24 protein-coding genes are annotated in these 26,128 nt (G+C 68.6%); 3 read left to right on the top strand and 21 right to left on the bottom strand.

Features of this window, described 5'->3' with window-relative positions; genetic code table 11:
• Positions 1 to 702: 702 nt before the first annotated feature.
• On the bottom strand, positions 703 to 2,103 hold the full coding sequence (locus ACZZZN_RS16395) for an ATP-dependent DNA helicase (RefSeq protein WP_463506187.1): 1,401 nt from the start codon (positions 2,101 to 2,103) through the stop codon (positions 703 to 705).
• A 57-nt stretch (positions 2,104 to 2,160) separates the two neighbouring features.
• On the opposite strand from ACZZZN_RS16395, the gene ACZZZN_RS16390 reads away from it, so the two are divergent.
• Positions 2,161 to 3,234: a hypothetical protein gene (locus ACZZZN_RS16390; protein WP_463506186.1), complete on the top strand. Its 1,074-nt coding sequence runs from the start codon at positions 2,161 to 2,163 to the stop codon at positions 3,232 to 3,234.
• A 140-nt stretch (positions 3,235 to 3,374) separates the two neighbouring features.
• On the opposite strand, the gene ACZZZN_RS16385 is transcribed toward ACZZZN_RS16390, so the two are convergent.
• The 3 genes from ACZZZN_RS16385 to ACZZZN_RS16375 all read right to left on the bottom strand — a co-directional run bounded on the left by ACZZZN_RS16385 (position 3,375) and on the right by ACZZZN_RS16375 (position 6,664).
• A complete protein-coding gene (locus ACZZZN_RS16385) occupies positions 3,375 to 5,396 on the bottom strand; it encodes a cytochrome c oxidase assembly protein (RefSeq protein ID WP_463506185.1) in 2,022 nt (673 codons plus the stop codon).
• 163 nt (positions 5,397 to 5,559) lie between these two features.
• The gene (locus ACZZZN_RS16380) at positions 5,560 to 5,847 is read right to left on the bottom strand and encodes an HU family DNA-binding protein (protein WP_120230127.1); all 288 of its coding nucleotides are present in this window, start codon (positions 5,845 to 5,847) and stop codon (positions 5,560 to 5,562) included.
• A 187-nt stretch (positions 5,848 to 6,034) separates the two neighbouring features.
• The gene (locus tag ACZZZN_RS16375; RefSeq protein WP_463506184.1) at positions 6,035 to 6,664 is read right to left on the bottom strand and encodes a TetR/AcrR family transcriptional regulator; all 630 of its coding nucleotides are present in this window, start codon (positions 6,662 to 6,664) and stop codon (positions 6,035 to 6,037) included.
• A gap of 125 nt (positions 6,665 to 6,789) precedes the next feature.
• Here ACZZZN_RS16375 and ACZZZN_RS16370 point away from each other — a divergent pair, with 125 nt between their 5' ends.
• Positions 6,790 to 7,617 carry an alpha/beta hydrolase gene (locus ACZZZN_RS16370; RefSeq protein WP_463506183.1) on the top strand — a complete coding sequence of 276 codons (828 nt, stop codon included), beginning with the start codon at positions 6,790 to 6,792 and terminating at the stop codon, positions 7,615 to 7,617.
• A 184-nt stretch (positions 7,618 to 7,801) separates the two neighbouring features.
• Here the strand turns inward: ACZZZN_RS16370 and ACZZZN_RS16365 are convergent, their stop codons facing one another.
• The 9 genes from ACZZZN_RS16365 to ACZZZN_RS16325 all read right to left on the bottom strand — a co-directional run bounded on the left by ACZZZN_RS16365 (position 7,802) and on the right by ACZZZN_RS16325 (position 17,230).
• Positions 7,802 to 8,491, bottom strand: coding sequence for an endonuclease domain-containing protein (locus tag ACZZZN_RS16365; RefSeq protein ID WP_463506182.1), 690 nt, complete (start codon positions 8,489 to 8,491; stop codon positions 7,802 to 7,804).
• Between the two features lie 406 nt (positions 8,492 to 8,897).
• Complete coding sequence (rpsN, locus tag ACZZZN_RS16360) at positions 8,898 to 9,203, bottom strand: 30S ribosomal protein S14 (RefSeq protein WP_017829734.1); 306 nt, start codon at positions 9,201 to 9,203, stop codon at positions 8,898 to 8,900.
• Positions 9,204 to 9,206: 3 nt separating this feature from the next.
• Positions 9,207 to 9,377, bottom strand: coding sequence for a 50S ribosomal protein L33 (gene rpmG, locus ACZZZN_RS16355; RefSeq protein WP_194762289.1), 171 nt, complete (start codon positions 9,375 to 9,377; stop codon positions 9,207 to 9,209).
• Entirely contained in the window at positions 9,377 to 9,613 is a 237-nt protein-coding gene (rpmB, locus tag ACZZZN_RS16350; RefSeq protein ID WP_194762288.1) for a 50S ribosomal protein L28, read from the bottom strand. Before rpmB ends, rpmG begins: the two co-directional genes overlap by 1 nt.
• Positions 9,614 to 9,774: 161 nt before the next feature.
• The gene (locus tag ACZZZN_RS16345) at positions 9,775 to 11,895 is read right to left on the bottom strand and encodes an alpha-galactosidase (RefSeq protein ID WP_463506181.1); all 2,121 of its coding nucleotides are present in this window, start codon (positions 11,893 to 11,895) and stop codon (positions 9,775 to 9,777) included.
• Between the two features lie 77 nt (positions 11,896 to 11,972).
• The gene (locus tag ACZZZN_RS16340) at positions 11,973 to 13,298 is read right to left on the bottom strand and encodes an ABC transporter substrate-binding protein (RefSeq protein WP_463506180.1); all 1,326 of its coding nucleotides are present in this window, start codon (positions 13,296 to 13,298) and stop codon (positions 11,973 to 11,975) included.
• A 91-nt stretch (positions 13,299 to 13,389) separates the two neighbouring features.
• Entirely contained in the window at positions 13,390 to 14,289 is a 900-nt protein-coding gene (locus ACZZZN_RS16335; protein WP_463506614.1) for a carbohydrate ABC transporter permease, read from the bottom strand.
• Positions 14,290 to 14,294: 5 nt separating this feature from the next.
• Positions 14,295 to 15,224 carry a carbohydrate ABC transporter permease gene (locus ACZZZN_RS16330; protein WP_463506179.1) on the bottom strand — a complete coding sequence of 310 codons (930 nt, stop codon included), beginning with the start codon at positions 15,222 to 15,224 and terminating at the stop codon, positions 14,295 to 14,297.
• Complete coding sequence (locus ACZZZN_RS16325; RefSeq protein WP_463506178.1) at positions 15,221 to 17,230, bottom strand: beta-galactosidase; 2,010 nt, start codon at positions 17,228 to 17,230, stop codon at positions 15,221 to 15,223. Before ACZZZN_RS16325 ends, ACZZZN_RS16330 begins: the two co-directional genes overlap by 4 nt.
• Positions 17,231 to 17,370: 140 nt before the next feature.
• On the opposite strand from ACZZZN_RS16325, the gene ACZZZN_RS16320 reads away from it, so the two are divergent.
• Positions 17,371 to 18,381: a LacI family DNA-binding transcriptional regulator gene (locus ACZZZN_RS16320; protein ID WP_463506177.1), complete on the top strand. Its 1,011-nt coding sequence runs from the start codon at positions 17,371 to 17,373 to the stop codon at positions 18,379 to 18,381.
• Positions 18,382 to 18,401: 20 nt separating this feature from the next.
• Here ACZZZN_RS16320 and ACZZZN_RS16315 read toward each other — a convergent pair whose 3' ends face one another.
• From ACZZZN_RS16315 to ACZZZN_RS16280, 8 genes are all read right to left on the bottom strand, one after another.
• On the bottom strand, positions 18,402 to 19,097 hold the full coding sequence (locus ACZZZN_RS16315) for a DNA-3-methyladenine glycosylase (RefSeq protein ID WP_463506176.1): 696 nt from the start codon (positions 19,095 to 19,097) through the stop codon (positions 18,402 to 18,404).
• 5 nt (positions 19,098 to 19,102) lie between these two features.
• The gene (locus tag ACZZZN_RS16310; RefSeq protein WP_463506175.1) at positions 19,103 to 20,941 is read right to left on the bottom strand and encodes an Ig-like domain-containing protein; all 1,839 of its coding nucleotides are present in this window, start codon (positions 20,939 to 20,941) and stop codon (positions 19,103 to 19,105) included.
• On the bottom strand, positions 20,931 to 21,761 hold the full coding sequence (locus tag ACZZZN_RS16305; protein WP_463506174.1) for a TIGR03943 family putative permease subunit: 831 nt from the start codon (positions 21,759 to 21,761) through the stop codon (positions 20,931 to 20,933). The genes ACZZZN_RS16310 and ACZZZN_RS16305 overlap by 11 nt, the downstream gene beginning before the upstream one ends.
• On the bottom strand, positions 21,754 to 22,782 hold the full coding sequence (locus ACZZZN_RS16300) for a permease (protein WP_463506613.1): 1,029 nt from the start codon (positions 22,780 to 22,782) through the stop codon (positions 21,754 to 21,756). Before ACZZZN_RS16300 ends, ACZZZN_RS16305 begins: the two co-directional genes overlap by 8 nt.
• Positions 22,783 to 22,796: 14 nt before the next feature.
• Entirely contained in the window at positions 22,797 to 23,213 is a 417-nt protein-coding gene (locus tag ACZZZN_RS16295; RefSeq protein WP_201470676.1) for a Fur family transcriptional regulator, read from the bottom strand.
• 126 nt (positions 23,214 to 23,339) lie between these two features.
• A complete protein-coding gene (locus tag ACZZZN_RS16290) occupies positions 23,340 to 24,236 on the bottom strand; it encodes a metal ABC transporter permease (RefSeq protein WP_463506173.1) in 897 nt (298 codons plus the stop codon).
• The gene (locus ACZZZN_RS16285) at positions 24,214 to 25,020 is read right to left on the bottom strand and encodes a metal ABC transporter ATP-binding protein (RefSeq protein WP_463506172.1); all 807 of its coding nucleotides are present in this window, start codon (positions 25,018 to 25,020) and stop codon (positions 24,214 to 24,216) included. Before ACZZZN_RS16285 ends, ACZZZN_RS16290 begins: the two co-directional genes overlap by 23 nt.
• Positions 25,021 to 25,106: 86 nt before the next feature.
• Entirely contained in the window at positions 25,107 to 26,111 is a 1,005-nt protein-coding gene (locus ACZZZN_RS16280) for a metal ABC transporter solute-binding protein, Zn/Mn family (protein WP_463506171.1), read from the bottom strand.
• Positions 26,112 to 26,128: the final 17 nt, after the last annotated feature.

Below are 26,128 nucleotides of genomic sequence, written 5' to 3'. Positions count from 1 at the left end.
CGTCGCAAGCCGATCTCGCACACTCACCACGTTTCGACTCGGGCCGCTCCGCGGGCCTCGCTCAACGACCGAAGGGTGCGACCACGTCTCGCCTCGGGCCTCGACTCGGTCGTTGAGCGAAGACGACGAAGTCGACTGAGACGAAACGTCGCGAGCCGATCTCGGAACTCACCACGTTTCGTCTCGGGCCGCTCCGCGGGCCTCGCTCAACGACCGAAGGATGCCACCACGTCTCGCCTCGGGCCTCGCACGGTCGTTGAGCGAAGACGACGAAGTCGACTGAGACGAAACGTCGCAAGCCGACCTCGAAACCTCACCACGTCTCGCCTCGGGCCGCTTCGCGGGCCTCGCTCAACGACCGGAGGGTGCGACCACGTCTCGCCTCGGGCCTCGACTCGGTCGTTGAGCGAAGACGACGAAGTCGACTGAGACGAAACGTCGCAAGCCGATCTCGCACACCCACCACGTTTCGTCTCGGGCCGCCCCGCGGGCCTCGCTCAACGACCGAAGGGTGCCACCACGTCTCGCCTCGGGCCTCGACTCGGTCGTTGAGCGAAGACGACGAAGTCGACTGAGACGAAACGTCGCAAGCCGACCTCGAAACCTCACCACGTTTCGTCTCGGGCCGCTCCGCGGGCCTCGCTCAACGACCGGAGGTGCGACCACGTCTCGCCTCGCTCGACGACCGGAGGGGCGGCCCCGTCAGGACTGCGCAGCGAGCCAGGCGGCGCGCATGAACCGGCGCACGTCTTCGTCGACGCGGATGTCGCTCGGACGCAGTGCGCGCGACAGGTACAGGCCGTCGATCGAGGTGAGACGCGACAGCGCCACATAGGTCTGCCCGGGTGCGAACGCGCCGGAGCCCAGATCGATGATCGCCCGATCGTAGGTCTTGCCCTGCGATTTGTGGATCGTCACCGCCCACGCCAACCTCAGCGGGAACTGCGTGAACTCGGCCACCACGTCGCGGCTGAGCTTCTTGGTCGCCGCCTCGTACGAGTAGCGGAACCGTTCCCAGACCGCTGGCTCCACATCGACCTCATCGCCGTCGATCTCGACGCGCACGGTCTCGCCGAGAATCCGCACGACCGTGCCGATCGTGCCGTTGACCCATCGGGGCGGCTCCCCCGACATCGACGTGTCGTTGCGGAGGAACATGACCTGAGCGCCGATCTTGAGCTTGAGCTCCGGCTCGGCGGGCAGCGACGCCTCACCGCGACCGAACTCGCCGCTCACCTCGGCCTTCGCCGTCTGCTCCTTGCCGGGGAGAGCGGCGAGGTGGCGACTGTTGATGGTGTTCACGATGTCGTTGCGCGTGGCGAGCGTGATCATCGGCACCTCGCCCGGCTCGGGGTCGGGGGGCGTCCTCGCTCCCTGGGTGTTGAGCACCCTGGCGATCTCGGCCGTCACCCGGCCGTACCGCACGGCGTTGAGCATGGCCTTGAACCCGTCATCCGACTGCCGATGGATATGCACCAGTTCGCGCACATGCAGTTCTGCACGGGTGTCGACGACGAACAGGCCGTCACTTTGCTGGGGCCCTGAGCCTGTCGAAGGGTCCGGCTCGTCGTCCTTCCAGGGGCCTGCCCACACTTTCGCGTCGAAGAACCAGAACGAGCGGTAGTGGTCTTTGACGTAGCGCAGCTCGTCACCCCGTGGGGGCACCGGGGCGAGCTGGTAGGGGTCGCCGAACATGACGATCTGCACTCCGCCGAACGGGATGCCACGTTTGCCTCGCGCCTGCCGGAGCGAGCGATCGATCGCATCCATGAGGTCGGCGTTGACCATCGAGATCTCATCGATCACGAGCGTCTCGATCGCATTGAGGATGCGGCGCGTGTTGTCGTTCTGGTCGATGTCCGAGCCGCCGATCAGGCCGATCGGCAGACGGAACAGCGAATGGATCGTCTGCCCCTCGACGTTCAGAGCGGCGACACCGGTGGGCGCGCAGATGGCGATCTGCTTCTTCGTGTTCCATGAGAAGTACTGCAGCAGAGTGGACTTTCCGGTGCCCGCGCGGCCCGTGATGAAGACATGCTCGCTGGTGTCCTCGATCAGCCGGAACAGCTCGTGCTGTTCGTCGGACAGGGCGGGAAGCGACACGTCTCCATGCTACGGGGCGCTCGGCGTCGTCCCAGGCCGCACTCCTAGACTGACGCCATGCACCGAGTCGATTCCCAGGCGCCCAGGCGCTCGCGGCTCGTTGCGGACCTCGCGATCCTGACCGTGGTCGGCATCGCACTCGTCGCCGCCTTGGCCGCCGGCGGTGCGACGCTCTACCAGCAGTTCTACGGACCCTCGGCGTTCGTCGTGCGCTACCTCGACCTGCTCTCCGAGGGCCGCGCGGCCGATGCCCTGCGGATCCCCGGAGTCGCCGTCGATCGCGAGACGCTCGAGGTGGCCGGCGTCGACCCCACGGCATCCGAGGCGATGCTGCGCAACGCTGCACTCGCCCCGCTCACCGACGTCGAGATCGTGGCGGAGAAGCCCGACGGCGACGTGACCGCGGTCACCGTCTCGTACAAGGCCGGCGGCAACGCGGGCACCACGACCTTCACCGTCGCGCAGGACGGATGGGCGGGAGTGACGCCGAACTGGCGATTCACCACCAGCCCGCTGGCCGTCGTCGAACTCACGCTGCGCGGGGCCGATCAGTTCGCCGTCAACGGCTTCGAGGTCGACCGCCGTCAGATCTCGATCGCCGGCGTCGACGCCGGCCCTCTCGACCCGCTGCCGATGCTCGTCTTCACACCGGGGCTCTACTCGGTGACCGTCGACACCGCCATCTCGCAGTCACGGGGTGTCGGCGTGCTCGCCGATTCACCGATGGCCGCGACGCCCGTCGACGTGCAGACCGATCCGACCGACGAGTTCGTCACGGTCGTGCAGCAGCGCGTCGAGGAGTTCCTCCTCGCATGCACCGAGCAGGAGGTGCTGCAGCCCACCGCGTGCCCGTTCGGCCTCGAGGTGTCGAACCGTCTCGCCTCATTGCCGCAGTGGTCGATCGCGGCACAGCCGCAGGTCACGGTCACCCCCGACGGCGGACACTGGCAGATCCCTGCGACGGATGCCGTGGCGCACGTCGAGGTCGAGATCCGGTCACTGTTCGACGGCAAGGTGCAGGCGATCGCAGAAGACGTCCCGTTCCGGGTGAACGGCTCGGTCACGATCCTGCCCGACGGGTCGGCGTCGATCCGCGTCGGTTCGCCCGACGAGGTGGCACCGGTCGACTGAGCGGTCCCGCGTCTCCACCACCTGTCTGGAGGACTTCTCCGTGATGGGCGGTGTCCTGCCTCGGCATCCTCCTCCCCACGCGGAGAAGTCCTCCCCACGCGGAGGCGGCGAACCGGTCGAGCAGAAGACGTCCGGCGCGGTCAGCGCGCCTGGCGTGCGGCCTCGCGCTCGGCTGCCCGACGGTCGCGCTCGGCGAGCGCCGCCAGCTGAGCGTTGTACTCCTCGAGCTCAGCCTCGTTCGTGCGGTCGGCGTGCCGATCGCGGCGCTTCTGCAGCTTGGTGTCGCTGCGGCTCCACTGGATCGCGACGGTGATCGCGAGGATCAATGTCGGGATCTCCCCGATCGACCAGGCGACGCCACCCCCGATGTACTGGTCGTCCATCGGGGTCGGCCCCCAGGTGCGCCCCATCGAACCGAACCAGTCGGCGACCATCAGGCCTTCCTGCATCATGATCGCGACGCCGAAGAACGCGTGCATCGCCATGATCGCGATCAGGGTGATGAGGCGCCCGGGGTACGGCAGACGGTACGGCACCGGGTCGGCGCCGATCAGACTCAGCACGAACAGGTATCCCGAGATCAGGAAGTGCGCGATCATCCATTCGTGCCCGAGATGCTCGTACATGGACCAGCGCACGAGGTCGGTGAAGTAGAACGCCCACAGCGACAGGATGAAGATGCCCGCCGCGACGAACGGATGCGTCACGACCTTGGAGAACGGCGAGTGCACCGCCCACATGATCCACTCGCGGCCGCCACGGGTGCCGTCGTCGCGCTTGTGGATCGCGCGAAGCGCCAGGGTGATCGGAGCCCCGGAGACCAGCAGCAGCGGAATCGCCATCGACAGCATCATGTGACCGAGCATGTGCACGCTGAAGAGGTACTCCTGGTACGCGTTGATCGGTCCGCACGTCACCCACACGAGCATCAGCATGCCCAGCACCCAGAAGACGGTGCGATGGATCGGCCAGCGGTCGCCGCGCTTGCGGAGTCGATACGCACCGGCCAGGTAGAAGAACACTCCGAAGCCGGCGGCCATCAGCCAGAGGATGTCGATGTCCCAGCTGGTGAACCAGCGGTCGATCGTGAACTCCGGCGGCAGCGGCGAGCGGGTGAGGTTCTCGGCCGGTGTCTGCACGAACGCGGCCTCCTCGCCGGTCGGCGGAGGCGTGCGCGCGAGGGCCGCCGCCGCCCCCGAGGCGAGGCCCATCAGCGCGACCTCGCACAGCACCAGCATCCAGAACCACCGCGCCGCATTGGCGCCCTCGAGTCGCGGGATCAGGCGGATGCGGTACCAGGCGCCGAGCAGGCCCATGGCGACGAGCAGCACGGCCTTCGCGATCAGGATGCCGCCGTACGGGGTCAGCAGTTCGCTGATGTCGCCGAGCGCGACCACCGAACGGGCGAGCCCCGAGACCGCGACGACCGCGAACGCCGCGATCGCGAGGCTCGAGTAGCGGCTGACGAGCGCCGCCGTTCCGACGCCCGATCGGTCACGCAGGATGACGACGAGCATGAGCCCGCCGAGCCAGACCGCGGCGCCGATGGTGTGCAGCAGGATCGCGTTCACCGCGACGGTGTGCCCCGCGAGGTCGCCCGAGTGCCCCTGGGTCGCCAACGGCAGGAAGGATGCCGCGGCGAGCAACGCCGTGATCAGCGTCGGCGTCCAGGTGCGCCACGCGAACGCGAGCACCGTGATGACCGAACCCATGATCGTCGTGATCAGCCAGGACTGTCCGAGAGCGGTCTGCAGCAGGAAGAACCCGAGCTGCTCGCCGAACTGGCGATCGGCGCTGACCTTCGGGTTGAAGGCCGCGACGAGGGCGAGGAAAGCGCTCGCTCCGGCGGTCACCGTGAAGAACGCGGCGGCGATGGACGCGGTGTTCAGTGCGATGTCGAAGGACTTCTGCTCACTGCGCAGTGCGAACAGCGCCAGCACGAGCGAGCCGAGCATGGCCGCCGCAGAGATGTTCATGGCGAGCTTCACGACCGGGATGGCCCACCGGACGGCGGGCCCGGGGTCGCCCAGCAGCAGGGGCGCCGCACCGCCGCCCAGCGCGAGGGCGACGATCGCGCCGACCACACCGGCGCCCGCCAGGATCGCGAGACCGACCACGCGATACGCGGGGCTCGTGCGGGTCTGGACGGGGCGGGAGGTCACCCCTCAAGCCTAAGCCGCGGCGACTGACCGCTCGCCCGTCTGCTCGCCTCTTCTCAGCCCGCCTTCGCGTCGCTGCTCGCGGGGTCGTGGGCGGGATGCGCCCGACATGCACGAAGGCCGCCTCCGACGAATCGGAAGCGGCCTTCGAAGAGGTGCGGTCGAATTACTTGACGGCAGCCTTGAGCTTGGAACCGGCGGTCACCTTGACGCGCTTGCCGGCCGGGATCTTGATCTCGGCGCCGGTCTGCGGGTTGCGGCCCGTGCGAGCTGCGGTGTCGACCTGCTCGAACGAGATCCAGCCCGGGATCGAGACCTTGCTGCCCTTGGCAACAGCGTCGGAGACCGAGGAGAACAGCGCGTCGAGGACACCCGAGACGGTGGCCTGGCTCTGGCCGGTGGCAGAAGCGATGCTCGCGACGAGCTCGGTCTTGGTGATGGACTTGTCAGCCATGTCATCCTCCAGCGACGAGGATACCGTCGCATCGTTGTGGTGCGGAGAGCGGCTGCCCTCCGTTGGTCGAGTGACCGCCTCGAATGTATCAACGCTGACCGACATTTCCGCGTCATTTCGCGGGTTTTGGGCTATTCCTTGGCGTGTCGTGGTGCAGATGTGACGAAAGTGGCGCCTGTTGCGCCCTCTAGACCGGCCGATGAGCGGCGACCACGGCCCGCGCCGTGCGCTCGAACGCCGGGCTGACGCGCCCCTCGCCGTCGAGATATCCGCCCACCAGGGCGGCGTCGCGCAGAAGCACGAGGGATGCCGCGACGTCGTCGGGCTCGTCGAGACCTGCCCCCTCGGCGACCGCGCGCAGCGTCGATCGGAACCACTCCCGATGCTCGTCGATGAGCTGCCGCACGGCGCCGTCGGCATCCGGATACTCGGCGGCCGCATTGATGAACGGGCATCCGCGGGTGTGCCTCAGGCGGATGTCCGCCGCGATTCCGTCGATGACGGCGTCGACGAGGCCGATCGGTGAGGCCACGGCGGCTCCTGCGTCGGCGAACATCGCGCGGAGCATCTCGTCTTCGTTGCGGAGGTAGGCGAGAACGAGGTTCTCCTTGCCGCCGAACTGCTTGTAGAGAGTGGCCCGCGTGACCGCCGCTTCGTCGATGATGCGGTCGACACCGACCGCGTGGATGCCCTCTTCGTAGAAGAGCCGGGTCGCGCTCTCGATCAATCGGGTGCGCGCGGCGCTCGGCCGCTTCGGCGGCGTCGTCGTCGACGTCGTCATCGACGTCGGAGCGGGGGTGGGAGTCGTGGTCTTCATGGTGATCCCTCTCATCGTGTCATCCGAAAGCGATTTTCGGGAATAGATTGCGGTAGATAGAACGTTCGGTCTATTATCACCATAACGCACTCGCAGACGGCGGGGCAGAAACAGGAGAAGAGACCATGAGCAGCACCGACAAGACCCCGATCGTCCTGATCCACGGACTCTGGATGACGCCTGCGAGCTGGAACACCTGGGCCGAGCGCTTCCGCGCACAGGGCCATGAGGTGATCGTCCCCGGCTGGCCCGGAATCGACGATCGCTCGGTCGAAGACATCCGCCGCGACCCGTCGGCCCTCGAGGGCATCGGACTGAAGCAGATCGCCGACCACTACGAGCGCATCATCCGCGAGCTCCCGGTGAAGCCGATCATCATGGGCCACTCCTTCGGCGGGGTGCTCACCCAGATGCTCGCCGACCGCGGACTCGGCGCCGCCTACGTCGGCGTCGCCCCCGGACAGACCGCCGGCGTCACCGCACTCCCGCTCTCGACCCTGTGGACCGGCACGCCGATCCTGTCGAACCCGTTCGGCCGCAACGGCGCCAAGCCGCTCTCGAAGCGCCACTTCCACTTCACGTTCGGCAACGACCTGTCGCGTGCGGCATCCGACGCCCTGTGGGAGGAGTACGCCGTCAACTCCTACAACCGGGTGTTCTTCGAGGGCGTGACCTCGGTGCTGAACGAGAAGGGCGGCGTCACGCACGTCGACTACGCCCGCACCGACCGCGCTCCCCTGCTGCTGATCGCCGGCGAGATCGACCACGTGGTGCCGCCGACCATCGTCCGCGCGATCGAGAAGAAGTACCACTCGACCGGCAGCCCCGCGATCGTCGAGCGCAAGGAGTACGCCGGCCGCACCCACCGCCTCGTCAGCCAGGACGGCTGGGAAGAGATCGCCGACTACGCCCTCACCTGGGCCGTCGCGCACTCGACGGCATCCGTCGCCTGATGCCCGGGGTGCCCACCACCCCATCCGCATCCCCTGCACCCGCACCTGCACCCGCACCTGCACCGGCACCGGCACCGGATTCACCCCGTTGGGCGGACATGTCCTTGTTGGGCGGATGTCTGAGCGGGGATCCTCCTCCCGACGGGGCGATCTCCGCCCGACGAGGCGCGACCGAGACACTGAGTCACGCCGCAAGATGAAGGCGTTGAGCGATGGCGGCCAGGATCCTGTTCTGCACGGCAGGCCATTCGTTCATGAGCTGGTGATAACTGATCCTCATCACGTGATAGCCGCGCACAGTCAGCTCTGCGTCATGCTCGATGTCGCTCGACCGCTGGGGTCCGACGTGATGGCCGCCGTCGATCTGAATGACGAGCCGCTCCCCCACCAGGAAGTCGACGTGATGCCCGAACACCCAGACCTGCGGAGTGATCGACAGGTCGAGCCATCGAAGCCTCGTGTGGAAGATCGTCTCGGTTCCGGCATCCGCAAATGGTCGCGCATCCTCCAGCAGCCTCCTTGCCGCAGGCGGTAGCGGAGCCCTCACGAGCACGTCCAGGTCGACCAGGCGCTTTCGAAGTGCGGACTCCCACGTCGCGAGCGCGTCCTCGTGCGGCTGACATCGAGCGACGAGGATCAACGCGTTCTCGATGGAATCCTCGAGCCGATCGGGATCTCGCGGAAAGATCGGGACGCTCCAGTGCACCACGCCGCGAACTGTGTTCGCATGACCGGACTTCGACGGTGCCGCCACGTGCGGTTCGCCGGTAGAGGTGACCCACAGCCCCTTCCGCTTCGCCAGTGTGATGCAGCTGAGCACGACGCCACGCTTGGCAGCCGCCACGAGCATCGGGTCAGCATCACGGAGTGCCACCCAGCCTCGGCACACCGACATGACCTCGCCGCTCCGGACGGCTCTTTTCACGTCATATTCCGTGACCCCCGATCGGCGCAGCGTTCGAATGCGGGCGATCCCTTGCCTCTCAGAAAGTGCGAGTACGACATCCATCCGCCGATCATGCCCAGCTCACGCAGTGCCAGCGGCATTCACCATCGCCAGGACCCGGCGGCTGGTGGGAAGCATCGGTCTCACCTCACATGTGCAGGAGCACCTATAGGGAGGAGAACTCCTCGTTGGGCGGAGGATGCTGCGCGAAAGGTCCGCCCCACAGGGAGAAGTCCGCCCCACGGGGCGACAACGTTGCGGGTGAAGACCCCCAGACACGCAAAAGGGGCGAGGATCCGAAGATCCTCGCCCCTTCAGGCTTGTCTGCTGAGACTTACCAGCTCGACTTGGTGACACCCGGCAGCTCGCCACGGTGTGCCATGTCACGGAAGCGGACACGCGAGATGCCGAACTTCGTGAGGACACCGCGGGGGCGGCCGTCGATGACGTCGCGCGAACGCACGCGAGCCGGCGACGCGTTGCGCGGCAGCTTCTGCAGGCCGACGCGTGCGGCCTCGCGGGCCTCGTCGGTGGCGTTCGGGTCGACCAGGGTCTTCTTCAGCTCGGCGCGACGCTCTGCGTAACGCTCGACGATGACCTTGCGCTGCTCGTTGCGAGCGATCTTGCTCTTCTTAGCCATTGATCAACGCTCCTCTCGGAATTCGACATGCTGACGGACGACCGGGTCGTACTTCTTGAGCACGAGGCGGTCAGGGGTGTTGCGGCGGTTCTTCTTGGTCACGTACGTGTAGCCCGTACCTGCCGTCGAACGCAGCTTGATGATCGGACGGATGTCCTGAGCCTTCTTGGCCATTAGAGCTTCACACCCTTCGCCTGGAGGTCCTTGACCACGTTCTCGATGCCGCGGACGTCGATCACCTTGATGCCCTTGGCGGACACGTTGAGCGTGATCTTACGACCGAGCGAAGCGACGTAATAGGTCTTCTTCTGCACGTTCGGGTCGAAGCGGCGCTTCGTCCGGCGGTGCGAGTGCGAGACGTTGTGACCGAAGCCGGGAACAGCTCCGGTCACCTGGCACACTGCTGCCATGATGGTGACTCCTTCTATACCGTGAGGCCGGACGGCCCCACCCAAGATCCCTTGTCTGCACGCCATCCTCTTCGACGAGCTCAGGGCCCAGAAGGAGAACAGCATGCGAACTGCGCACAGGAGTGTGCGCAGACAAAGAGTCAGTCTAGCACGAGAGAGGCTCACACCCGAACGGCGTCCACCAGCAGCGCGGCCCCGGGCGCCAGCAGCGGCAGCGGCACTCCGATGCGTTCCAGGAACGCCCCCGACGCCTCGATCCCCATCTCGACCCAGCCGGGGTCGGCGACCTGATGGCGCGACACCTGACCGAGATCCTCGCGCACCCGAAGGCGGTATCGAGCCGGCGCATCCAGCCCCGGGATGCGGGTGCGTGGCGTGAACCCGTCGACCGAGGTGCCGAGCCGCACCCAGGCGAACACTCCGCGAGACCCGTCGGGCGCGACCACCCCGTGCAGCAGCGTCTCGTCGTCGACCTCGTCGGAGCGCACCGTGACGCTGCCGTGCAGCAGCGGCCGCAGCTCGCGGTAGAGGGCCGTCCATCGCGACAGCGCCTCGCGCTCCTCATCGGTGCACAGCGTGATGTCCCACTCGATGCCCGCATGGCCGAACAGGGCCGTGGTCATACGGAACGGCAGGGATGCCGCGCGATGCGTCGTCTCGGCGATCGCCGGCCCGACGTGTGAACCCGCGACCTCGGGGGGCACGAGCGTGCCCGTCCACCGCTGGATGCGCTGGCGCTCGACCGGGTCATTCGAGTCCGAGGCCCACACCCGCTGAGTGCGACTCAGCACGCCCAGGTCGACGCGGGCACCTCCGCTCGCGCACGACTCGATCTCGAGCGAGGGATGCCGCTCGCGCAGCGCGTCGAGCATCGCGTAGAACGCCGCGGTCTGCGCGTGCACCGACGCACGCCCCGTGAGCGGCGACACCGCGGCGTGCAGGTCACGGTTGTGATCCCACTTGATGAAGTCGATGCCGACCTCGGCCACGAGCGCGCTGATCCGCTCGAGCACGAAGGCCGCGGCATCCGGATTCGTGAGGTCGAGCACGTTCTGGTGCCGCCAGGTCGCCGAGTCCGCCGACGCCTGCAGGATCCAGTCCGGATGCTGTCGCGCGAGCTCGGACACGGGGTTCACCATCTCGGGCTCGAACCACAGGCCGAACTGCATACCGAGTCCGTGCACGTGGTCGGCGATCGGACGGAGCCCGTCGGGCCACTTCTCACGGTCGATGAACCAGTCTCCGAGCCCGGAGCGGTCGTCGGGGCGTCCCGTGAACCAGCCGTCGTCGAGCACGAACCGCTCGACCCCGACGGATGCTCCGGCTTCGGCGAGCGCGCGGATCTTCGCCGGGTCGTGGTCGAAGTACACGGCCTCCCAGGTGTTCAGCACGAGCGGGCGCGGCGTCGAGGGGTGGCCGGGCAGCGCCCGTGCGGCGCGGTGCAGGCGGCTCGAGACGGCATCCAGCCCGCTCTCGCCGTAGGCCAGGTACACGACCGGCGAGGTGTAGGTCTCCCCCGCCGCGAGACGCATCTCACCCGGCAGCAGCAGCTCGCCGCCGCCGAGCACCGCGCCGTGCACGCCTGCACCCTCGGGCAGCCGCTCGACACCGACCTCGAGGTCGCCGCTCCAGGCGACGTGGGCGGCCCACACCTCGCCGCGACGGAAGCCGAACCCGTCGACTCCGACGACCGTGAGGTAGGGGGAATCGTGGCCGCCGCGTCCGCGACGCACCTGTCGCAGGTGCGCGCCGTGGCGCAGGGGCCCGCGCTGCGGGTGGCGCTCACCCGTCCAGCGTCCGGTGTGATCGAGCACCTCGGTCGCGTACGCGGGGATGGGCATCAGCACCCGCGCGGCCAGCAGGTCGAGCGGCTCGTCGGCGGATGCGGTGCTCGTGACCGCGACCTGCGCGGTCAGCACCCCGCCGGCATCCAGCGCGAGATCGAGCACGACCGCGGCGCCCGCCCCGGCATCCTCGAACCGGGCTCGCAGCGTCGAGGGCGTCGACTCCCACCCCACCAACCGCAGCAGGGGTGCACTGTGCTGCCCGCCGCGATGCCACGCGAGCGCCGGGGCTCCCGACCACCCGTCTGCCTCGACGGCGAGCAGCGGGACGGTGCGTGGCGCATCGAACGAGCTGAACGTGACCGATCCCGTCGACGACACGCGCAGGGCCTCGAGGTCGGCGTCGGCGAGCTCGGCACCCCAGTGCAGCAGACGCGCACCGTCGGTGTCGATGACGACGCTCACGCCGGCCGAGGTCAGATGGACGAGTTCGCTCATTGCCGCTCCAGACGAGAAGGGAGGCCCACCCGTGAGCATACGGGTGGGCCTCGCAGGATAGTGCTGATGCCGAGTGGTTACTCGGTGACGGGGATCGACGCCGCCTTGAGGGCGTCGATCGTCGACGTCTGCCCCTCTTCGATCGCGTCGAGCAGGGTGCCGCTGCCCGAGACCGCGGCCTTGAAGCCGTCGGAGACGTCGGCGTACGTCTGCGTCATGGTCGGGCCCCACGCGAAGTCGGGCGAGACCTGCGTGGCCGCCTCGGCGAACACGTCGTAGATCTTCTGGCCGCCGTAGAAGTCCACGCCCTCGGCGTAGACCGGCAGGGTCAGGCCTGCGGTCGTGGCCGGGTAGAGGTTGGCTGCCTCGGCGAGCGCGGTCAGCGCCTCGTCAGACGTGTTGAGCCACAGCGCGAACTTGGTCGCCTCGTAGACGTGCTCGCTGCCCTTGAGGACGGCGGTCGACGATCCGCCCCAGTTGCCGGCGGCCGTCGCTCCGGCCTCCCACTGCGGCAGCGGTGCGACGGCCCAGTTGCCCGCGGTGTCGGGGGCGCCGCTCGAGATCGAGTTGGCACCCCAGACGGCGGAGTTCCAGGTCCAGACCTCACCCGAGTTGTAGGCGTTGTTCCACTCGTCGGTCCAGGCGGGAACCGTCGCGACGAGGTCGTCGTCGAGCATGCTCTGCCAGAACTCGGCGACCGTGGTGGTGGCGTCGTCGTCGACGGTCACGGTCCATCCGGCGTCGTCGCTCGAGAACCACTGCGCGCCGTCCTGCCAGGCGAAGCCGGCGAACTGGTTGATGTCGGACTGCGAGAAGTTGGTGATGTAGCCGCCGAGTTCGCGGACCTTCACGGCGGCCTCACGGTACTCGTCCCAGGTGGTGGGGATCGCGATGCCGTTCTGCTCGAACAGGTCGGCGCGGTAGAACAGCGCCATGGGGCCGGTGTCCTGCGGGATGCCGTAGACGCTGTCGGTGCCGAGCGTGACCTGTCCCCAGGCCCAGTCGACGAACTGGTCCTCGGCGGCGACGACGTCTTCGCACGCGCTGAGGTCTTCGACGCCGTCCTGCACGAGGAAGTTCGGCAGGGCGTCGTACTCGATCTGCCCGAGGTCCGGGGCGTCGCCCGCCTTGATCTGGTTGAAGAAGTTCTGGTACGTGCCGCCGTTGCCGTTCGGGCCGGTCTGCACCTTCACCTGGATCTCGGGGTTGGCGTCGTTCCAGATCTTCACGACGTCTTCGATGCCGGGGATCCAGGAGGTGAACTCGAGCGTGACGTCGCCGTCAGCCGGGGTGCATGCGGCGGCTGCATCGCCGCCGGTGCTGTCTCCGCCGCCGGCGGAGCAGCCTGCGAGCGCGAACGCCGAGATGGCGATGACGGCCGCTGCCTTCTTCTTCGAATGCATTTCGATCCCTTTCATGGATGCGATGTGGTGCGTGTGGTGCTGTGGGTGGGGGTGGTGCGGTGCCGCGCGGTCGAACCGCGCGGCGGCCTGCTCACTTCAGGGCGCCGGCGCCCAGTCCGTTGCGCCAGAAGCGCTGGAGCAGGAGGAAGGTCACGATCAGCGGGATGACCGACAGCAGAGCGCCGATCAGCACGAGACCGCGGAGTTCGGGCAACTGGTTCAGCTGGTTGTTCCAGTTGTAGAGACCGAAGACGACGGGGAAGAGCTCTTCGCTGCGCAGCATGATCATCGGCAGGAAGAAGTTGTTCCAGATGGCCACGAACTGGAAGAGGAACATCGTCACGAGCGCCGGGGTCATCAGACGGATGCTGACCGTGAAGAACGTGCGGATCTCACCCGCGCCGTCGAGGCGGCTGGCTTCGAGCAGCTCATCGGGCACCGAGGAGGCGGCGAAGATCCGCGCCAGGTACACCCCGAACGGGCTCACGATCGAGGGCAGGAAGACCGACCAGAACGTGTTGGTCAGCTGTGCCTGACTGAAGATCAGGAACAGCGGGAGCGCGAGGGCGGTCGCAGGCACGAGCACGCCGCCCAGCACGATGTCGAACATGATGTCGCGACCCGGGAAGCGATACTTGGCCAGCGCGTAACCGGCCATGGCTGCGAGCAGCGTGGCGATCGCCCCGCCGAGCGCGGCGTAGAGCACCGAGTTCAGGAGCCAGCGCAGGTAGATGCCGTCGCGATAGGTGAACAGCTCGGCGATGTTGTCGAACAGGTGGAAGTCGGCGAACCACAGCGGAGCCGTGGTCAGGATGTCGCCGGTCTCCTTGCTGGAGGCGACGAGCAGCCACCACAGCGGCAGCAGGAAGTAGACCGTGAACACGGCCATGATCAGCATCGCGGCGGTGCGCGAGATGCCCGATTCGCGAGCGGCCTTTCCGCCCGTGGCGGTGCCGCGCTTCGACGCGCGACCCGGGGCGACGATCGTCATGGTGCTCATGCGTTCTGCTCCTTGCGCTGCATGTACTTCATGAATCCGAACGACAGCACGAACGTCGTCACGGCGAGCACGACTGAGAAGGCGGCCGCCAGGTTGGTGTTCGGGATGGATGCCGTGGCATAGACGGTCATGTTCGGGGTGAAGGTGCTGGTGACCGCCGAGCTGAACGACCGGAACACCTGAGGCTCAGCGAGCAGCTGCAGTGTGCCGATGATCGAGAAGATCGCGGTCATGACGATCGCGGGCCGCACCAGTGGGATCTTGATCGACCAGGCGATGCGCCACTGCCCGGCGCCGTCGAGGATGGCCGCCTCATAGAGCTCCTGGGGGATCGAGAGCAGCGCCGAGTAGATGATCAGCATGTTGTAGCCGACATAGACCCAGGTGACGACGTTGGCGATCGACCACAGCACCAGGTCGGCGCCGAGGAAGTCGATGTTCTTCGTGATCGCGGTGAACGGCGACAGGTTGGGCGAGAACAGTGAGCCCCACATGATGGCGGCGATCACACCGGGCACCGCGTACGGCACGAAGAACGCGAGGCGGAAGAAGCGCTTGCCGCGCACGAGCGGCGAGTCGAGGAGCAGGGCGAAGACCAGGGCCAGGCCGAGCATGACCGGCACCTGCACGACGCCGAACATCAGCATCCGCCCCATCGAGGCCCAGAACGCCTCGTTCTGGAACACGAGCACGTATTGGGTGAGGCCGCCGAACACCTCCTCGGCCTTGCCGAAGGTGCCGTCGCGCTTCACGACCAGCAGCGACTGCCAGAACGCGTAGGCGATGGGCACGACATAGAACAGCGCGAAGAGCACGCCGAACGGCACGAGGAGGAACGCGATCGCGCCCTTGTGCGGGATGCGGCGGCGGCGACCGGGCGCCGGGGGCGCCGAGCCGACCGCCGGAGCGGTGAGCGTGGTGGTCATACATCCTCCTTGATGATGCGGACTCCGCCGGCCGGGACGAAGCCGGTGGCGGGTGCGTCGGTGACGAGGTCGTGCCCCGTGGCAACGACCTCGGCGGCGGAGTCGCCGTGGTTGATGACGAACAGGTAGCTGCCGTTCTCCCCCGAGCGACGGACGACCTCGACGTCGCGGCTCGCCCCCGCGTGCGTCGCGATGCCCGCGTCCGAGGCGAGGCGGGCGATCAGCTCTCGGTAGGCGATGCGGTCGGGCTGCGTGGCGACGAACCAGGCCGCCCCCTTCCCCGCCTCGCGACGGGTGAGCGCGGGGCCGCCTGCGGCGGGGCCGTCGGCGAACGACGCCACGGTCTCGGCATCCGTCGTCTTGAGTCGCTCGGCCCATACCGATCCACTCGTGCCGTCGGTGAGGAACACGGTCTCCCCGGGAAGCAGGGGCGCGAACTCCTCAGAGCGGATGCCGAGCAGGTCGCGGAACGCGCCGGGGTATCCGCCGGTGCGAACCCGGTCTTCCTCGTCGACGATGCCGCTGAAGAAGGTGATCAGCGCGATCGCGCCGTTCTCGACAGCGCGGGCGATCGCCGCGGCATCCGCATCGCTGATGAGGTGCAGCGCCGGGACGATGAGCAGTCGGTAGCCGTCGAGATCGCCGCCGGGGCGCACGACGTCGGTGGTGACACCGGCATCGGCCAGCGCCGCGTGGGCGGCGTGCACCTGGCCGAGGTAGGTGAGCGCCTCGCTCGGGCGACCCTCGTTCTCGGCGGCCCACCAGCTCTCCCACGAGAAGAACAGCGCGGCGTCGGCGGCGACACGGGTGCCGGCGACCTCGCCCAGGCGCTCGAGCAGACCGCCGAGCTCGACGACCTCGCGCCACTGGTCGGAGTCCTCACCCGCGTGCGGCACGAGGGCCGTGTGGTACTTCTCGGCGCCCTGGGTCGACGCGCGCCACTGGAAGAAGCAGATGCCGTCGGCGCCACGGGCGACGTGCGCGGCGATGTTGCGCTGCAGCTCACCCGGGGCCTTGGCGAGGTTATATGGCTGCCAGTTCACGGCACCGGTCGAGGTCTCCATCAGCAGCCAGGGCGCACCCTGGGCGAGACCGCGGGTGAGGTCGGCGGCGAACGAGAGCTCACCCCGCGCGTCGTCGAGGCGACGGTCGAGGTAGTGGTCGTTGGCGATCAGATCCATGTCGCCCGCCCACGTCCAGTAGTCGAGGTTGCGGATGTGCGCGGTGACCATGAAGTTGGTCGTCACCGGCACGGCGCTGCGCGCGCGCAGGATCGCGGCCTCGGCGCGGTAGAGCGCGAGCTGCTCGTCGGAGCTGAACCGCTGGAAGTCGAGGATCTGACCGGGGTTGCGCAGCGAGAGCGCCTGGGCGGGCACGCGCACGTCGTCGAAGTCGCTGTAGCGCTGGCTCCAGAACGTCGTGCCCCACGCGCGGTTGAGCGCGTCGATGTCGTCGTAGCGGTCGCGCAGCCAGCCGCGGAACGCCTCGGCGCTCGTGTCGCAGTAGCAGAGAGCGTTGTGGCAGCCCAGCTCGTTCGACACGTGCCAGAGCGACACGGCAGGGTGGTCGCCGTAGCGCTCGACGACCCGGGTGACGACCTCGGCGGCGTAGGCGCGGAAGATCGGCGAGCTCGGGCAGTATCCCTGGCGTCCGCCCTGCTGGAAGACCGTGCCGTCTTCGCCGACCGGGAGGATCTCGGGGTGCGCGGCGGTGACCCAGGGCGCGGGAGAGGCGGTGCCGGTGCCGAGGTTGATGCGGATGCCACCGGCGTGCAGCAGAGCGATGATCTCGTCGAGCGCACTGAAGTCCCACACTCCCCTGGCCGGATTGATCGAGGACCAGCCGAAGATGTTGATCGCGACGAGGCCGACCCCTGCCTGCTGCATGAGCCGCACGTCGTCGGGCCAGACGCTGCGGTCCCACTGCTCGGGGTTGTAGTCGCATCCGAAGACGAGGCCGCGCCCTGCGGAGAGGGTGGCGATGCGGTCGGACACTGCGGCGGCCATGCGAGGCGCTCCTTTGCGGATCATGTGTGCACGTGCACAGTTCGCGGCATGAGAACAGCGATCGGGATTTCTGTGAACGTGCACACATCGTCGCATGTCGTGACGAATCGCGTCAAGTCCGGGTCGCTAGGCTGTGGATCATGAGCACTTCCGCCCGTCGTCGCAGCACCGTGCACGACGTGGCGCGCGTGGCCGGAGTCTCCAGGGGAACCGTCAGCCGGGTGATCAACGGCGGCTACGTGTCTGATTCCGCGCGCACCGCCATCGAAGACGCGATCCGCGAGGTCGGCTACGTGCCGAACACCGCCGCGCAGAACCTCGTACGCCAGCGCACTCAGGCCATCGCGTTCATCGTGCACGAGCCGCACGCGCTGTTCCTCGAAGACCCCAACATCGGCGCGATCATGCTCGGCACGAACGAGACGCTGTCCGAAGCCGACTACCAGATGGTGTGCCTCGTGGTGGACTCGGTGCGCGACACCGAGCGCGTCGCCCGCTACCTCAACGGCGGGTTCGTCGACGGCGCCGTGATCGTCTCGGCGCGAGCCCAGGACCCCATCACCAAGGCCGTCATGCGCCTCGACCTGCCGGTCACCTACGTCGGACACCCGCCTGACGTGGATGCCGCCTGGGTCGGCGTCGACAACCGCGGCGCGGCGCACGCCGTGACGTCACGGCTGCTGGCGACGGGACGGACGCGCGTCGGCATGATCGCCGCAGCCCTCGACCGCGACTCGGGCACCGACCGCCTCGCCGGTTTCACGGATGCCCTGGGCTCAGCCTTCGATCCGGACCTCGTCGAAGAGGTGCCGCTGTACTCCTACGCCGACGGGGCCGCCGCGATGTCGCGACTGCTCGAGCGCGTGCCCGACATCGACGGGGTGTTCGCCGCATCGGATGCCGTCGCCGCCGGCGCCATGTGGGCTCTGCGCGAAGCGGGCCGACGCGTTCCGGAGGATGTGGGCGTCGTCGGGTTCGACAACAGCACGTGGGCCACCCGCACGACCCCACAGCTGTCGACCGTCGACCAGCCCGCGCAGGGACTCGGCGCGGCCGCCGCGGCATCCGTCCTCGCGCAGCTCCGCGACGATCAGCGACCCCGCGCGGGCATCATGCTGCCGACGCCGGTCGTGTGGAGAGAGTCGGCCTGACCCACGGGTTTCTGCAGGCCTCAGGCGCCCTCGGCGGATGCCGCCTGAGCACCCCTCCCCCAGCGGAACGGCGAGACCGTCGGGTCGCCCGCGATCCAGAAGCGCCAGGGAAACGCCTCGGTCCCGGCGATGCCGGCGACACCGACCCGCGGCCCGGTCGCGACATCGCGCACCGGGTCGTCACGCAGCCACAGCTCGGCGGTCGCACCCGCGAACTCCGCACCGGTGACCGCGTCGATCCCGTCATGGATCGGATGCCGCAACCCCGACGCCTGGCCGAACCGCCCCGGTCCGCGGGCGAGGTCGCGCAGTGCGGTCGCCCGCAGGGGCGGTGCCACGCCGCGGCGCACCGCCGCCGCATCCAGCCCGCCGACGATCTCGCCGGCGCGCATCAGGATTCCGCCGGCCTGCCCCTCGGGCCCGCAGACGACGTTCACGCACGAATGGATGCCGTGGCTCAGATACACGTACAGGTGGCCCGGTTCGCCCCACATCGTCGCGTTGCGTGCCGTGCGGCCCATGCGCGCGTGGGATCCCGGGTCGGGCTCGGGACCCGTCCCGTGCCCGTGATACGCCTCGACCTCGCTCAGGCGCAGACGCACCTCGAACCCGGCCGCCACCGTGCGCAGCTCGGCCCCGAGCAGCAGCGGCGCGACATCGGCCGCGAGACCGCTCAGCTCGGCGCGGGTCGCGCGGTGCAGCGCATCCGACGACATGGCGTCTAGAACTGCGGCGCCGTCTGGCACCACGAGGCGTCGAACCCGGTGAGGGCGACGAGCTCGTCACCGGAGCGCAGGTCGATCAGGTGCGTCTCCATGTTCTCGGGCAGCGGCAGCAGCATCTGGTCGTAGGGGTTGTCGACAAGGTCCGGCGCGATCACCACGGCGGCGTACTGTCCGCTCGGTGACGCACATGCCTGCAGGATCGAGTCGGTGGACCCGACCTCGACCAGCGGCGTCGCCGCGCCCTCGTCATTGACCTTGATGATCGCCTGGCCGCTCGGCACGCCGTTCTCGTCGCGCGCGACGACGTGGCGCAGTGTGCCGCCGGGGAACGGCGTGATCGTCGTGGCCGCACCGTAGTCGGGCGATGAGGCGGCGAGCGGTTGCTCCGATCCGTCAGCGAGGTTCAACTCGACCACCGAGCCGTCGAGACGCTCGACGATCGCCGTGTACGTGCCGCGGCTGATGCCCTGGATGGTCGTCGCGAGCCCGAGGGACTGCACACCGGCATCCGTCGACCGATCGACCAGCGAGAGGGCGCCGTCGAAGTCGATGAACAGCACCGCCGCACTGTCGGGCACGAACTGCCAGACGAAGATGTTCGCCTCCTCGCCGCCGACCTCGGTGACCACCGGCTCGTCATCGCCGCTCAGAGACTGGGTCACGAGCACGCTCGCGCGGCCCTCGGTATCGCTGAGCTCTTTGTCGGAATACCTGTAGCCCACGTAGCCGCCACGTTCCGAGACCTGGATCGCACCGACATAGCCCTCGCCGGGCAGGGTCAGCTCGCGCTGCTCCGAACCGTCGCGGTTCATGACCAGCAGCTTCGAACCGTCGTCCTCCTCGAGCGAGACGACGAGCTGCGTCGACGTCGCCCGGAAGTCGTTGATCTTGTCTGCCGAGAACACCGCGACCGCCTTCTCGCCGGTGAGGTCGGTACGGAAGATCGAATCCTCGCCCTCGGCGTCTCGGCGCAGCAGGAAGATGTTCGACGCCGGCGTCGTGAAGCTCTGGGTCAGCGTCGTCGACGGTCCGCCACCCGCGCCCTGCACGTCGGCGATGCTCACGGTGTATTTCGTGTCGTCGTCGAGCGGCACGGTGAAGCGGATGCCGATGCCGCGGCCGGCTGCGTCGAGAGTGAAAGGCACCGCGGGCTCGACAGTGACCTGCGACTCGTCGATCGCTGTGAGCGACTGATTCGCGGTGAGGATCATGCGGCTGCCCGACGCCTCGATCGCCTGCGCCGGGTCGACCTGCGTCTCGGTGATGCGGGGTCCCTGCGTGAGGCTGACCACTCCGAGGCCGGCTCCGACCAGCACCAGGATGCCGAGCACGGCGGCGAGGGCCACGATGAAGCGGCGGTCGCGCGGCGGTGTGGGGGCGGGGTCCGGGTCGGTCGAGGGAGCCGCAGGTGGGATGAAACGCGGGTCCGACTCGGGAGTGGCCTCACGCGGAGTGGGGCGCGTTTCGTCTCGGTCGGCTTCGCCGTCCTCGCTCAACGACCGGGAGGGAGCGACCTCGCCGTCCTCGCTCAACGAACGGGAGGGAGTGGCCTCGCCCTCGGTCGTTGAGCGAGCCGCAGGCGAGACGAAACGCGGTTCCGGTTGCGGAGCGGCCTCACGCGGAGTGGGGCGCGTTTCGTCTCGGTCGGCTCCGCCGTCCTCGCTCAGCGACCGGGAAGCACCGTCGGCTTCGCCGTCCTCGCTCAATGGACGGGACGCGCCGTCCTCGCTCGACGAGCGGGCGGCGGCCGCAGCCTCTGCGTCGCGTGCGGCGCGCATCTCGGCGCGGGTGCGAGGAACGGCCGGAGTCTCGGGACGCTCGTCGTCAGTACTCATACGGGTCCCCGGGCTCAGCGATCGGCGTCACGGTGGTCGGGTCGACGTGCAGTGCGCCGTCGGCATCCGCCCTGACCGTGCCCTCGATCTCGACCCACTGGCCCGTGTCGAACTCGCCGGCATCGATCGTCACCGGCACTGTGGCGGGCTGCGCGTCGATCACGCAGTGCGTGATGACCATGCGTGTGAGGTTCACACCGTCGTCGTCGGTCGGAGTGACGAAACCGGTCAGCGTGACCGTCTTGCCGTCGTACGCCGAGGTGTTCGTCGCGGTGGCGAACACACTCGCCCAGTCGCCGACGCCGAAGGTGGCCGTGTCGGCGACACCGAGCGTGATGTCGTCTGCTCCCTGGAACAGTGCGGTCTGCTCGCCCACGCGCGACATCGCGAGCTCGACCGACAGCGAGGCGGGCGGCAGCACGAGGGCGGCGATCACCACACCCGAGGCGACGACGCCGCCGGCGACCGTGCCCACCAGGGCGAGGGGACGCCGACGGGTGCCCGGAGCGTCCTGCTCAGCGGCATCCTGGTGCGCACCGGCGGCGTGCGCCTGATCCTGCCCGTGACCGTGGTCATGTCCGTGGTCGCCCTCGGCGCCGAGCGGCAGCGTGCACGACCAGATCGCACCGGCGAGCGTCACCACGGCTGCCGCGCACGCGAACCACACCGACTCGGGGCTGATGTAGAGGTTCAGCCGGCCCGTGAGTCCGAGCCCGAGCGTCACGACGGCGACGACCGTGGCGAGGCCGATGCCCAGCCAGCGGCTGCCGAGCGCACGGCGGCGGGCCGAACGTTCAGACTCGGCGACATGCTCAGACAAGGACGTTCACCCCGATCCCGATCACGAAGGCGGCGAGCACGACCACACCCACGATGCCCGCGAGCGTGCGGGTGGTGAAGGTCGTGCGCATGAGAGCGAGCATCTTGACGTCGACGAGAGGGCCGACGAGCAGGAAGGCGACGAGGGCTCCCGACGAGAACGTCGAGGCGAACGACAGCGCGAAGAACGCGTCGACGTTCGAGCAGATCGCGACGGTCATCGCGAGGGCCATCATCGCGACGATCGACAGCACCGGGTTCGACCCGATGGCCAGCAGCACATCGCGAGGGATCAGCACCTGCACGGCACCGGCGAGGGCCGAGCCGATGATCAGCGCCGGCATGACCGCGCGCAGTTCGACGAGGAACTGCGTCAGGCTGCGACGCACCGGAGTGCCCGGCTCGTGGGTCACGCGCTCGCAGGTGTCGACGAAGCGCTGCGTGAGCAGCGAGTCGGGCGAGGGGTGACGGCTGTAGATCCAGCCGATCAGGTTGGCGATCAGATAGCCACCGATGAGTCGGGCCACCAGGATGCCGTCGTCGAATCCGAATGCCGCGTGCGTGGTGAGGATCACGATCGGGTTCACGATCGGCGCGGCGATCAGGAAGGTCAGCGCCTCGGCGGGAGCGAGACCGCGCATCATCAGGCCACGGGCGAAGGGAACGTTGCCGCACTCGCACACCGGGATCAGCATGCCGAGCAGCGACAGCACGGCGCGACGGGCCCACGCGCGCTTCGGCAGCCAGCGGTGGATGACGTCGGCGGGCAGCCACACCTGCACCACGATCGACAGCAGCACGCCGAGGATCACGAACGGCAGCGCTTCGATGAGCACGCTCAGCGCGAGGGTGAGTCCGTCCTGCGCCCTGGCCGGAAGGCTCGCGGTGAACAGCGTCGGCAGGAACCGATCGATCAGGAACAGTGCGGCCACGATCGCGGCACCGAGACCGACGCCGATCCAGGGCGAGCGCGGCGGGCGGACTGGCGTGCGGTGGGAACCGTGCGCGTGGCCCGGTCGCATCGTGGCCTGAGCGGTCACGCGTTCGCTGCCTCTTCGGCGTCGCGCTTGTTGGTGCACGGGGCGCAGAGCCCGAAGATGTCGACGACGTGCGCGGCATCCGTGAACCCGTGCAGGGCCGCGGTGCGGTGCGCCCACTGCTCGACGTCGGTCGCTTCAATCTCGACCGTGAGTCCGCAGTTGCGGCAGATCAGGTGGTGGTGGTGCCCCTGAGTGGTGCAGGCGCGGTAGAGCGCCTCGCCCTCGGGGCTCTGCAGCGAGTCGGCATCCCCGGAGGAGGCGAGGCCGGCGAGCGCCCGATACACGGTGGCCAGGCCGATGCCGGTGTTCTCGTCACGCAGTGACGCGTGCAGACTCTGCGCGCTGACGAAGCCGCGCGCGTCGGCGAGTGCTTCGCGCACGCGTTCGCGCTGCCAGGTGTTCCGCTGAGCCATACCGTCGATTCTAGGCGCGTCGCCCTTGTCAGGCCCTGGGAACGGTTCCCGGGCTTTCGAATCGCGCACCTGGCAGGTTCGGCGACCGATTTCTTGCACAGTGCGCGATTCGAACGGCAGCTGCCCTCAGCCCCGCACGCGCCGCACTCGTGCGCGGGTGCGCTGCACGATCCAGCACACGACGTAGATCGTGAACGACAGGGTCGTGATGTACGGGCTCACCGGCAGGGTGCCGGCGAGCGCGAGCAGGATGCCGCCGACGGCCGACACGAAGCCGAACAGCGCCGCGAGCAGCGGCACGGCCACGGGCCCCGCGGTCACGCGCATCGCGGCGGCGGCGGGGGTCACGAGAAGCGCCATCACCAGCAGCGCGCCGATGATGTGCACGCTCACGGCGACGATCAGGCCGAGCAGCACCATGAACAGCAGGCTCACGGCGCGGGTGGGCACACCGCGGGCGGCGGCCGATTCGGGGTCGAGCGAGTCGAAGCGCAGCGGGTTCCACATGAGCAGCAGCCCGAGCAGCACGACGATGCTGATGCCGAGCAGCCAGCCGAGATCGGGGCTCGACACCGAGACGATCTGCCCGGTCAGCAGGCTGAACCGGTTGGCGCTGCGCCCGTCGTACAGAGACAGGAACAGGATGCCGAGGCCGAGGCCGAACGGCATGAGCACCCCGACGATCGAGTTGCGGTCACGGGCCTTGGCGCCGAGCACGCCGATGAGGATCGCGGCGATCAGGGCGCCACCCAGAGATCCCGCCACCACGCTGCCGCCGAACAGCAGCGCCGCCGCGGCACCGGCGAACGACAGCTCGCTCACGCCGTGCACCGCGAAAGCGAGATCGCGCTGCATCACGAAGACGCCGATGAGTCCGCCGACGATGCCGAGCACGGCGCCCGCGATGATCGAGTTGGCGAGCAGGGCCACGAGGTCGCCGTAGTCCTGAAAGAGAAGACGTCGCTCCAGTCGACCGTCTGGACGATGCCGGCCATGAGGTTCACGCGGCACCTCCGTGGTCATGGTCGTGAGCGTGTTCGTGGTGGGGCTCGGCATCCGGCACCCCGACGACGACCAGTCGGTCGCCGGCCCGCAGCACGAAGACCGGTGTGCCGTAGAGCTCGGTGAGCACGCGGGTCTGCAGCACCTCTTCGGGGGTGCCGAGCACGAACCGGCCGCCGGCGATGTACAGGATGCGGTCGACGCGCCCCAGGATCGGATTGACGTCGTGCGTGACGAACAGCACCGCGGCATCGCGCTCGCGCCGCTGACGGTCGATGATGTCGGTCACCGCGACCTGGTTCGCGAGGTCGAGGTTCGACAGGGGCTCGTCGCACAGCAGCAGCGAGGGCTCGTCGGCGAGCGCCTGCCCGACGCGAAGCCGCTGCTGCTCGCCGCCCGAGAGAAGGCCGACCCGGCGATCGGCGTAGTGCGAGGCCCCGACTGACGCGAGCAGCTGATCGACCTTGGCCTTGTCGCCGCGGTGCGGGATCGGGAAGCCGAAACGGCTGCCCTGCACCCCGAGCGCCACGAGATCACGCGCGCGCATGCTCGTGTCGGGCGCGAGCGATCGCTGCTGAGGGATGTAACCGATGCGCCGGTTGCCCTTACGCACAGGCTCGCCGTCGACCTCGATCGTGCCCGACGACAGCGGCTGCAGGCCCAGGATGCTGCGCAGCAGCGTCGTCTTGCCCGAGCCCGAGGGCCCGAGCACGGCGATGAAATCGCCCGGTTCGACGGTCAGATCGAGGCCAGACCAGAGCTCGCGGTCATCGCGGCTGAGGGCGGCACCGCGCACCTCGAGCACCGGCCTGCGGCCGTCGCTGTCTCGCCCGTCACCCGAAGAGCCTCGGGCTGGTCCCGTGGGTCCCTGATCGTGTCGGGGGTCCCCACTCACGACTGGAGGGCGTCGGCGAGGCTCTGGATCGCGTCACTCATCCACTCAGAGTACGACGATCCGTCAGGCAGGAGCTCCGTGAAGGCGACGACCGGGATTCCCGCATCCTTCGCGGCATCCTCCACGCGCTGCGTCTCGGCACCGCCGGTCTGCGCGTTGGTGAGCACGGCCGTGACCTCTCCACCCTCGATCTCCTGCAGCGTGGCGAGCAGAGTCGAGGGAGCGACATCGGTGCCCTCCTCGACCGACTCGGCGAAGCCCTCGGGCGTGACGTCGGTGAGACCGGCAGCGGTCGCGATGTAGCCGGGGAGCGGCTCGGTGATGATGACCTCGGCGCCGGCGGCATCCGTCTTGATCGTCTCGAGCTCGGCTTCGAAGCCCTCGAGGTCGGCGGTGATCTTCTCGGCGTTGGCGGTGAAGTCGGCCTCGCCGTCGGGGTCGATCGCCGAGAGCTCGGCGGCGATCGCCTCGACCACGCGCACCATCGTGTGCGGGTCGAACCAGACGTGCTCGTTGAAGCCCTCGATGTGATCGTGACCCTCTTCACCTTCGGCGTGCTCGTGGTCGTGAGCCTCTTCTTCGGCGGCATGCTCCTCATCGGAGTGCTCTTCGTCGGCGTGGCCCTCGTTGCCCGGGTAGTCGTGCGACGACTCGACGGCCGTCACGACGTGCACGTCACCGGCATCCTGCAGCAGAGTGTCGATGAACGAGTCGTAGCCGCCGCCGTTCTCGATCACCAGATCGGCGTCTTTCACCGTCAGACGGTCACGGGCTGATGCCTCGTACGAGTGCGGGTCCTGTGAAGCCGAGGTGATGATCGACTCGACCTCGACGCGGTCGCCGCCGATCTGCGCGGCAAGCGAGCCGTAGACGTTGGTGCTCGCCACGACCTGGATCGTGCCGTCGGCATCGCCCTCCCCCGCGGCGGGGGCCGAGGAGCATCCGGCGAGCGCGAGGGCTGCGGCGGAGACGAATGCGAGGGCGAGGACGGGCTTCTTCATTGCTTCAGTCTACGAGC

It is taken from the genome of Microbacterium sp. AC145 (genome assembly GCF_979258505.1).
Note: the sequence above shows the minus strand (reverse complement) of the source record. Positions and strands in the feature narration are given on the sequence as shown.

Bases quoted from the DNA above. Each gene is read 5' to 3' on its own strand.
- ACZZZN_RS16295 (WP_201470676.1), bottom strand. From the start codon at position 23,213: ATGGCTCAGCGGAACACCTGGCAGCGCGAACGCGTGCGCGAAGCACTC.
- ACZZZN_RS16330 (WP_463506179.1), bottom strand. From the start codon at position 15,224: ATGACCACCACGCTCACCGCTCCGGCGGTCGGCTCGGCGCCCCCGGCG.
- ACZZZN_RS16380 (WP_120230127.1), bottom strand. From the start codon at position 5,847: ATGGCTGACAAGTCCATCACCAAGACCGAGCTCGTCGCGAGCATCGCT.
- ACZZZN_RS16335 (WP_463506614.1), bottom strand. From the start codon at position 14,289: ATGACGATCGTCGCCCCGGGTCGCGCGTCGAAGCGCGGCACCGCCACG.
- ACZZZN_RS16320 (WP_463506177.1), top strand. From the start codon at position 17,371: ATGAGCACTTCCGCCCGTCGTCGCAGCACCGTGCACGACGTGGCGCGC.
- ACZZZN_RS16300 (WP_463506613.1), bottom strand. From the start codon at position 22,782: ATGCGACCGGGCCACGCGCACGGTTCCCACCGCACGCCAGTCCGCCCG.
- rpmB (WP_194762288.1), bottom strand. From the start codon at position 9,613: ATGGCAGCAGTGTGCCAGGTGACCGGAGCTGTTCCCGGCTTCGGTCAC.
- ACZZZN_RS16325 (WP_463506178.1), bottom strand. From the start codon at position 17,230: ATGGCCGCCGCAGTGTCCGACCGCATCGCCACCCTCTCCGCAGGGCGC.
- ACZZZN_RS16290 (WP_463506173.1), bottom strand. From the start codon at position 24,236: ATGACCACGGAGGTGCCGCGTGAACCTCATGGCCGGCATCGTCCAGAC.
- ACZZZN_RS16310 (WP_463506175.1), bottom strand. From the start codon at position 20,941: ATGAGTACTGACGACGAGCGTCCCGAGACTCCGGCCGTTCCTCGCACC.
- ACZZZN_RS16340 (WP_463506180.1), bottom strand. From the start codon at position 13,298: ATGCATTCGAAGAAGAAGGCAGCGGCCGTCATCGCCATCTCGGCGTTC.
- ACZZZN_RS16390 (WP_463506186.1), top strand. From the start codon at position 2,161: ATGCACCGAGTCGATTCCCAGGCGCCCAGGCGCTCGCGGCTCGTTGCG.
- ACZZZN_RS16315 (WP_463506176.1), bottom strand. From the start codon at position 19,097: ATGTCGTCGGATGCGCTGCACCGCGCGACCCGCGCCGAGCTGAGCGGT.
- rpsN (WP_017829734.1), bottom strand. From the start codon at position 9,203: ATGGCTAAGAAGAGCAAGATCGCTCGCAACGAGCAGCGCAAGGTCATC.
- ACZZZN_RS16345 (WP_463506181.1), bottom strand. From the start codon at position 11,895: ATGAGCGAACTCGTCCATCTGACCTCGGCCGGCGTGAGCGTCGTCATC.
- ACZZZN_RS16375 (WP_463506184.1), bottom strand. From the start codon at position 6,664: ATGAAGACCACGACTCCCACCCCCGCTCCGACGTCGATGACGACGTCG.
- rpmG (WP_194762289.1), bottom strand. From the start codon at position 9,377: ATGGCCAAGAAGGCTCAGGACATCCGTCCGATCATCAAGCTGCGTTCG.
- ACZZZN_RS16280 (WP_463506171.1), bottom strand. From the start codon at position 26,111: ATGAAGAAGCCCGTCCTCGCCCTCGCATTCGTCTCCGCCGCAGCCCTC.
- ACZZZN_RS16370 (WP_463506183.1), top strand. From the start codon at position 6,790: ATGAGCAGCACCGACAAGACCCCGATCGTCCTGATCCACGGACTCTGG.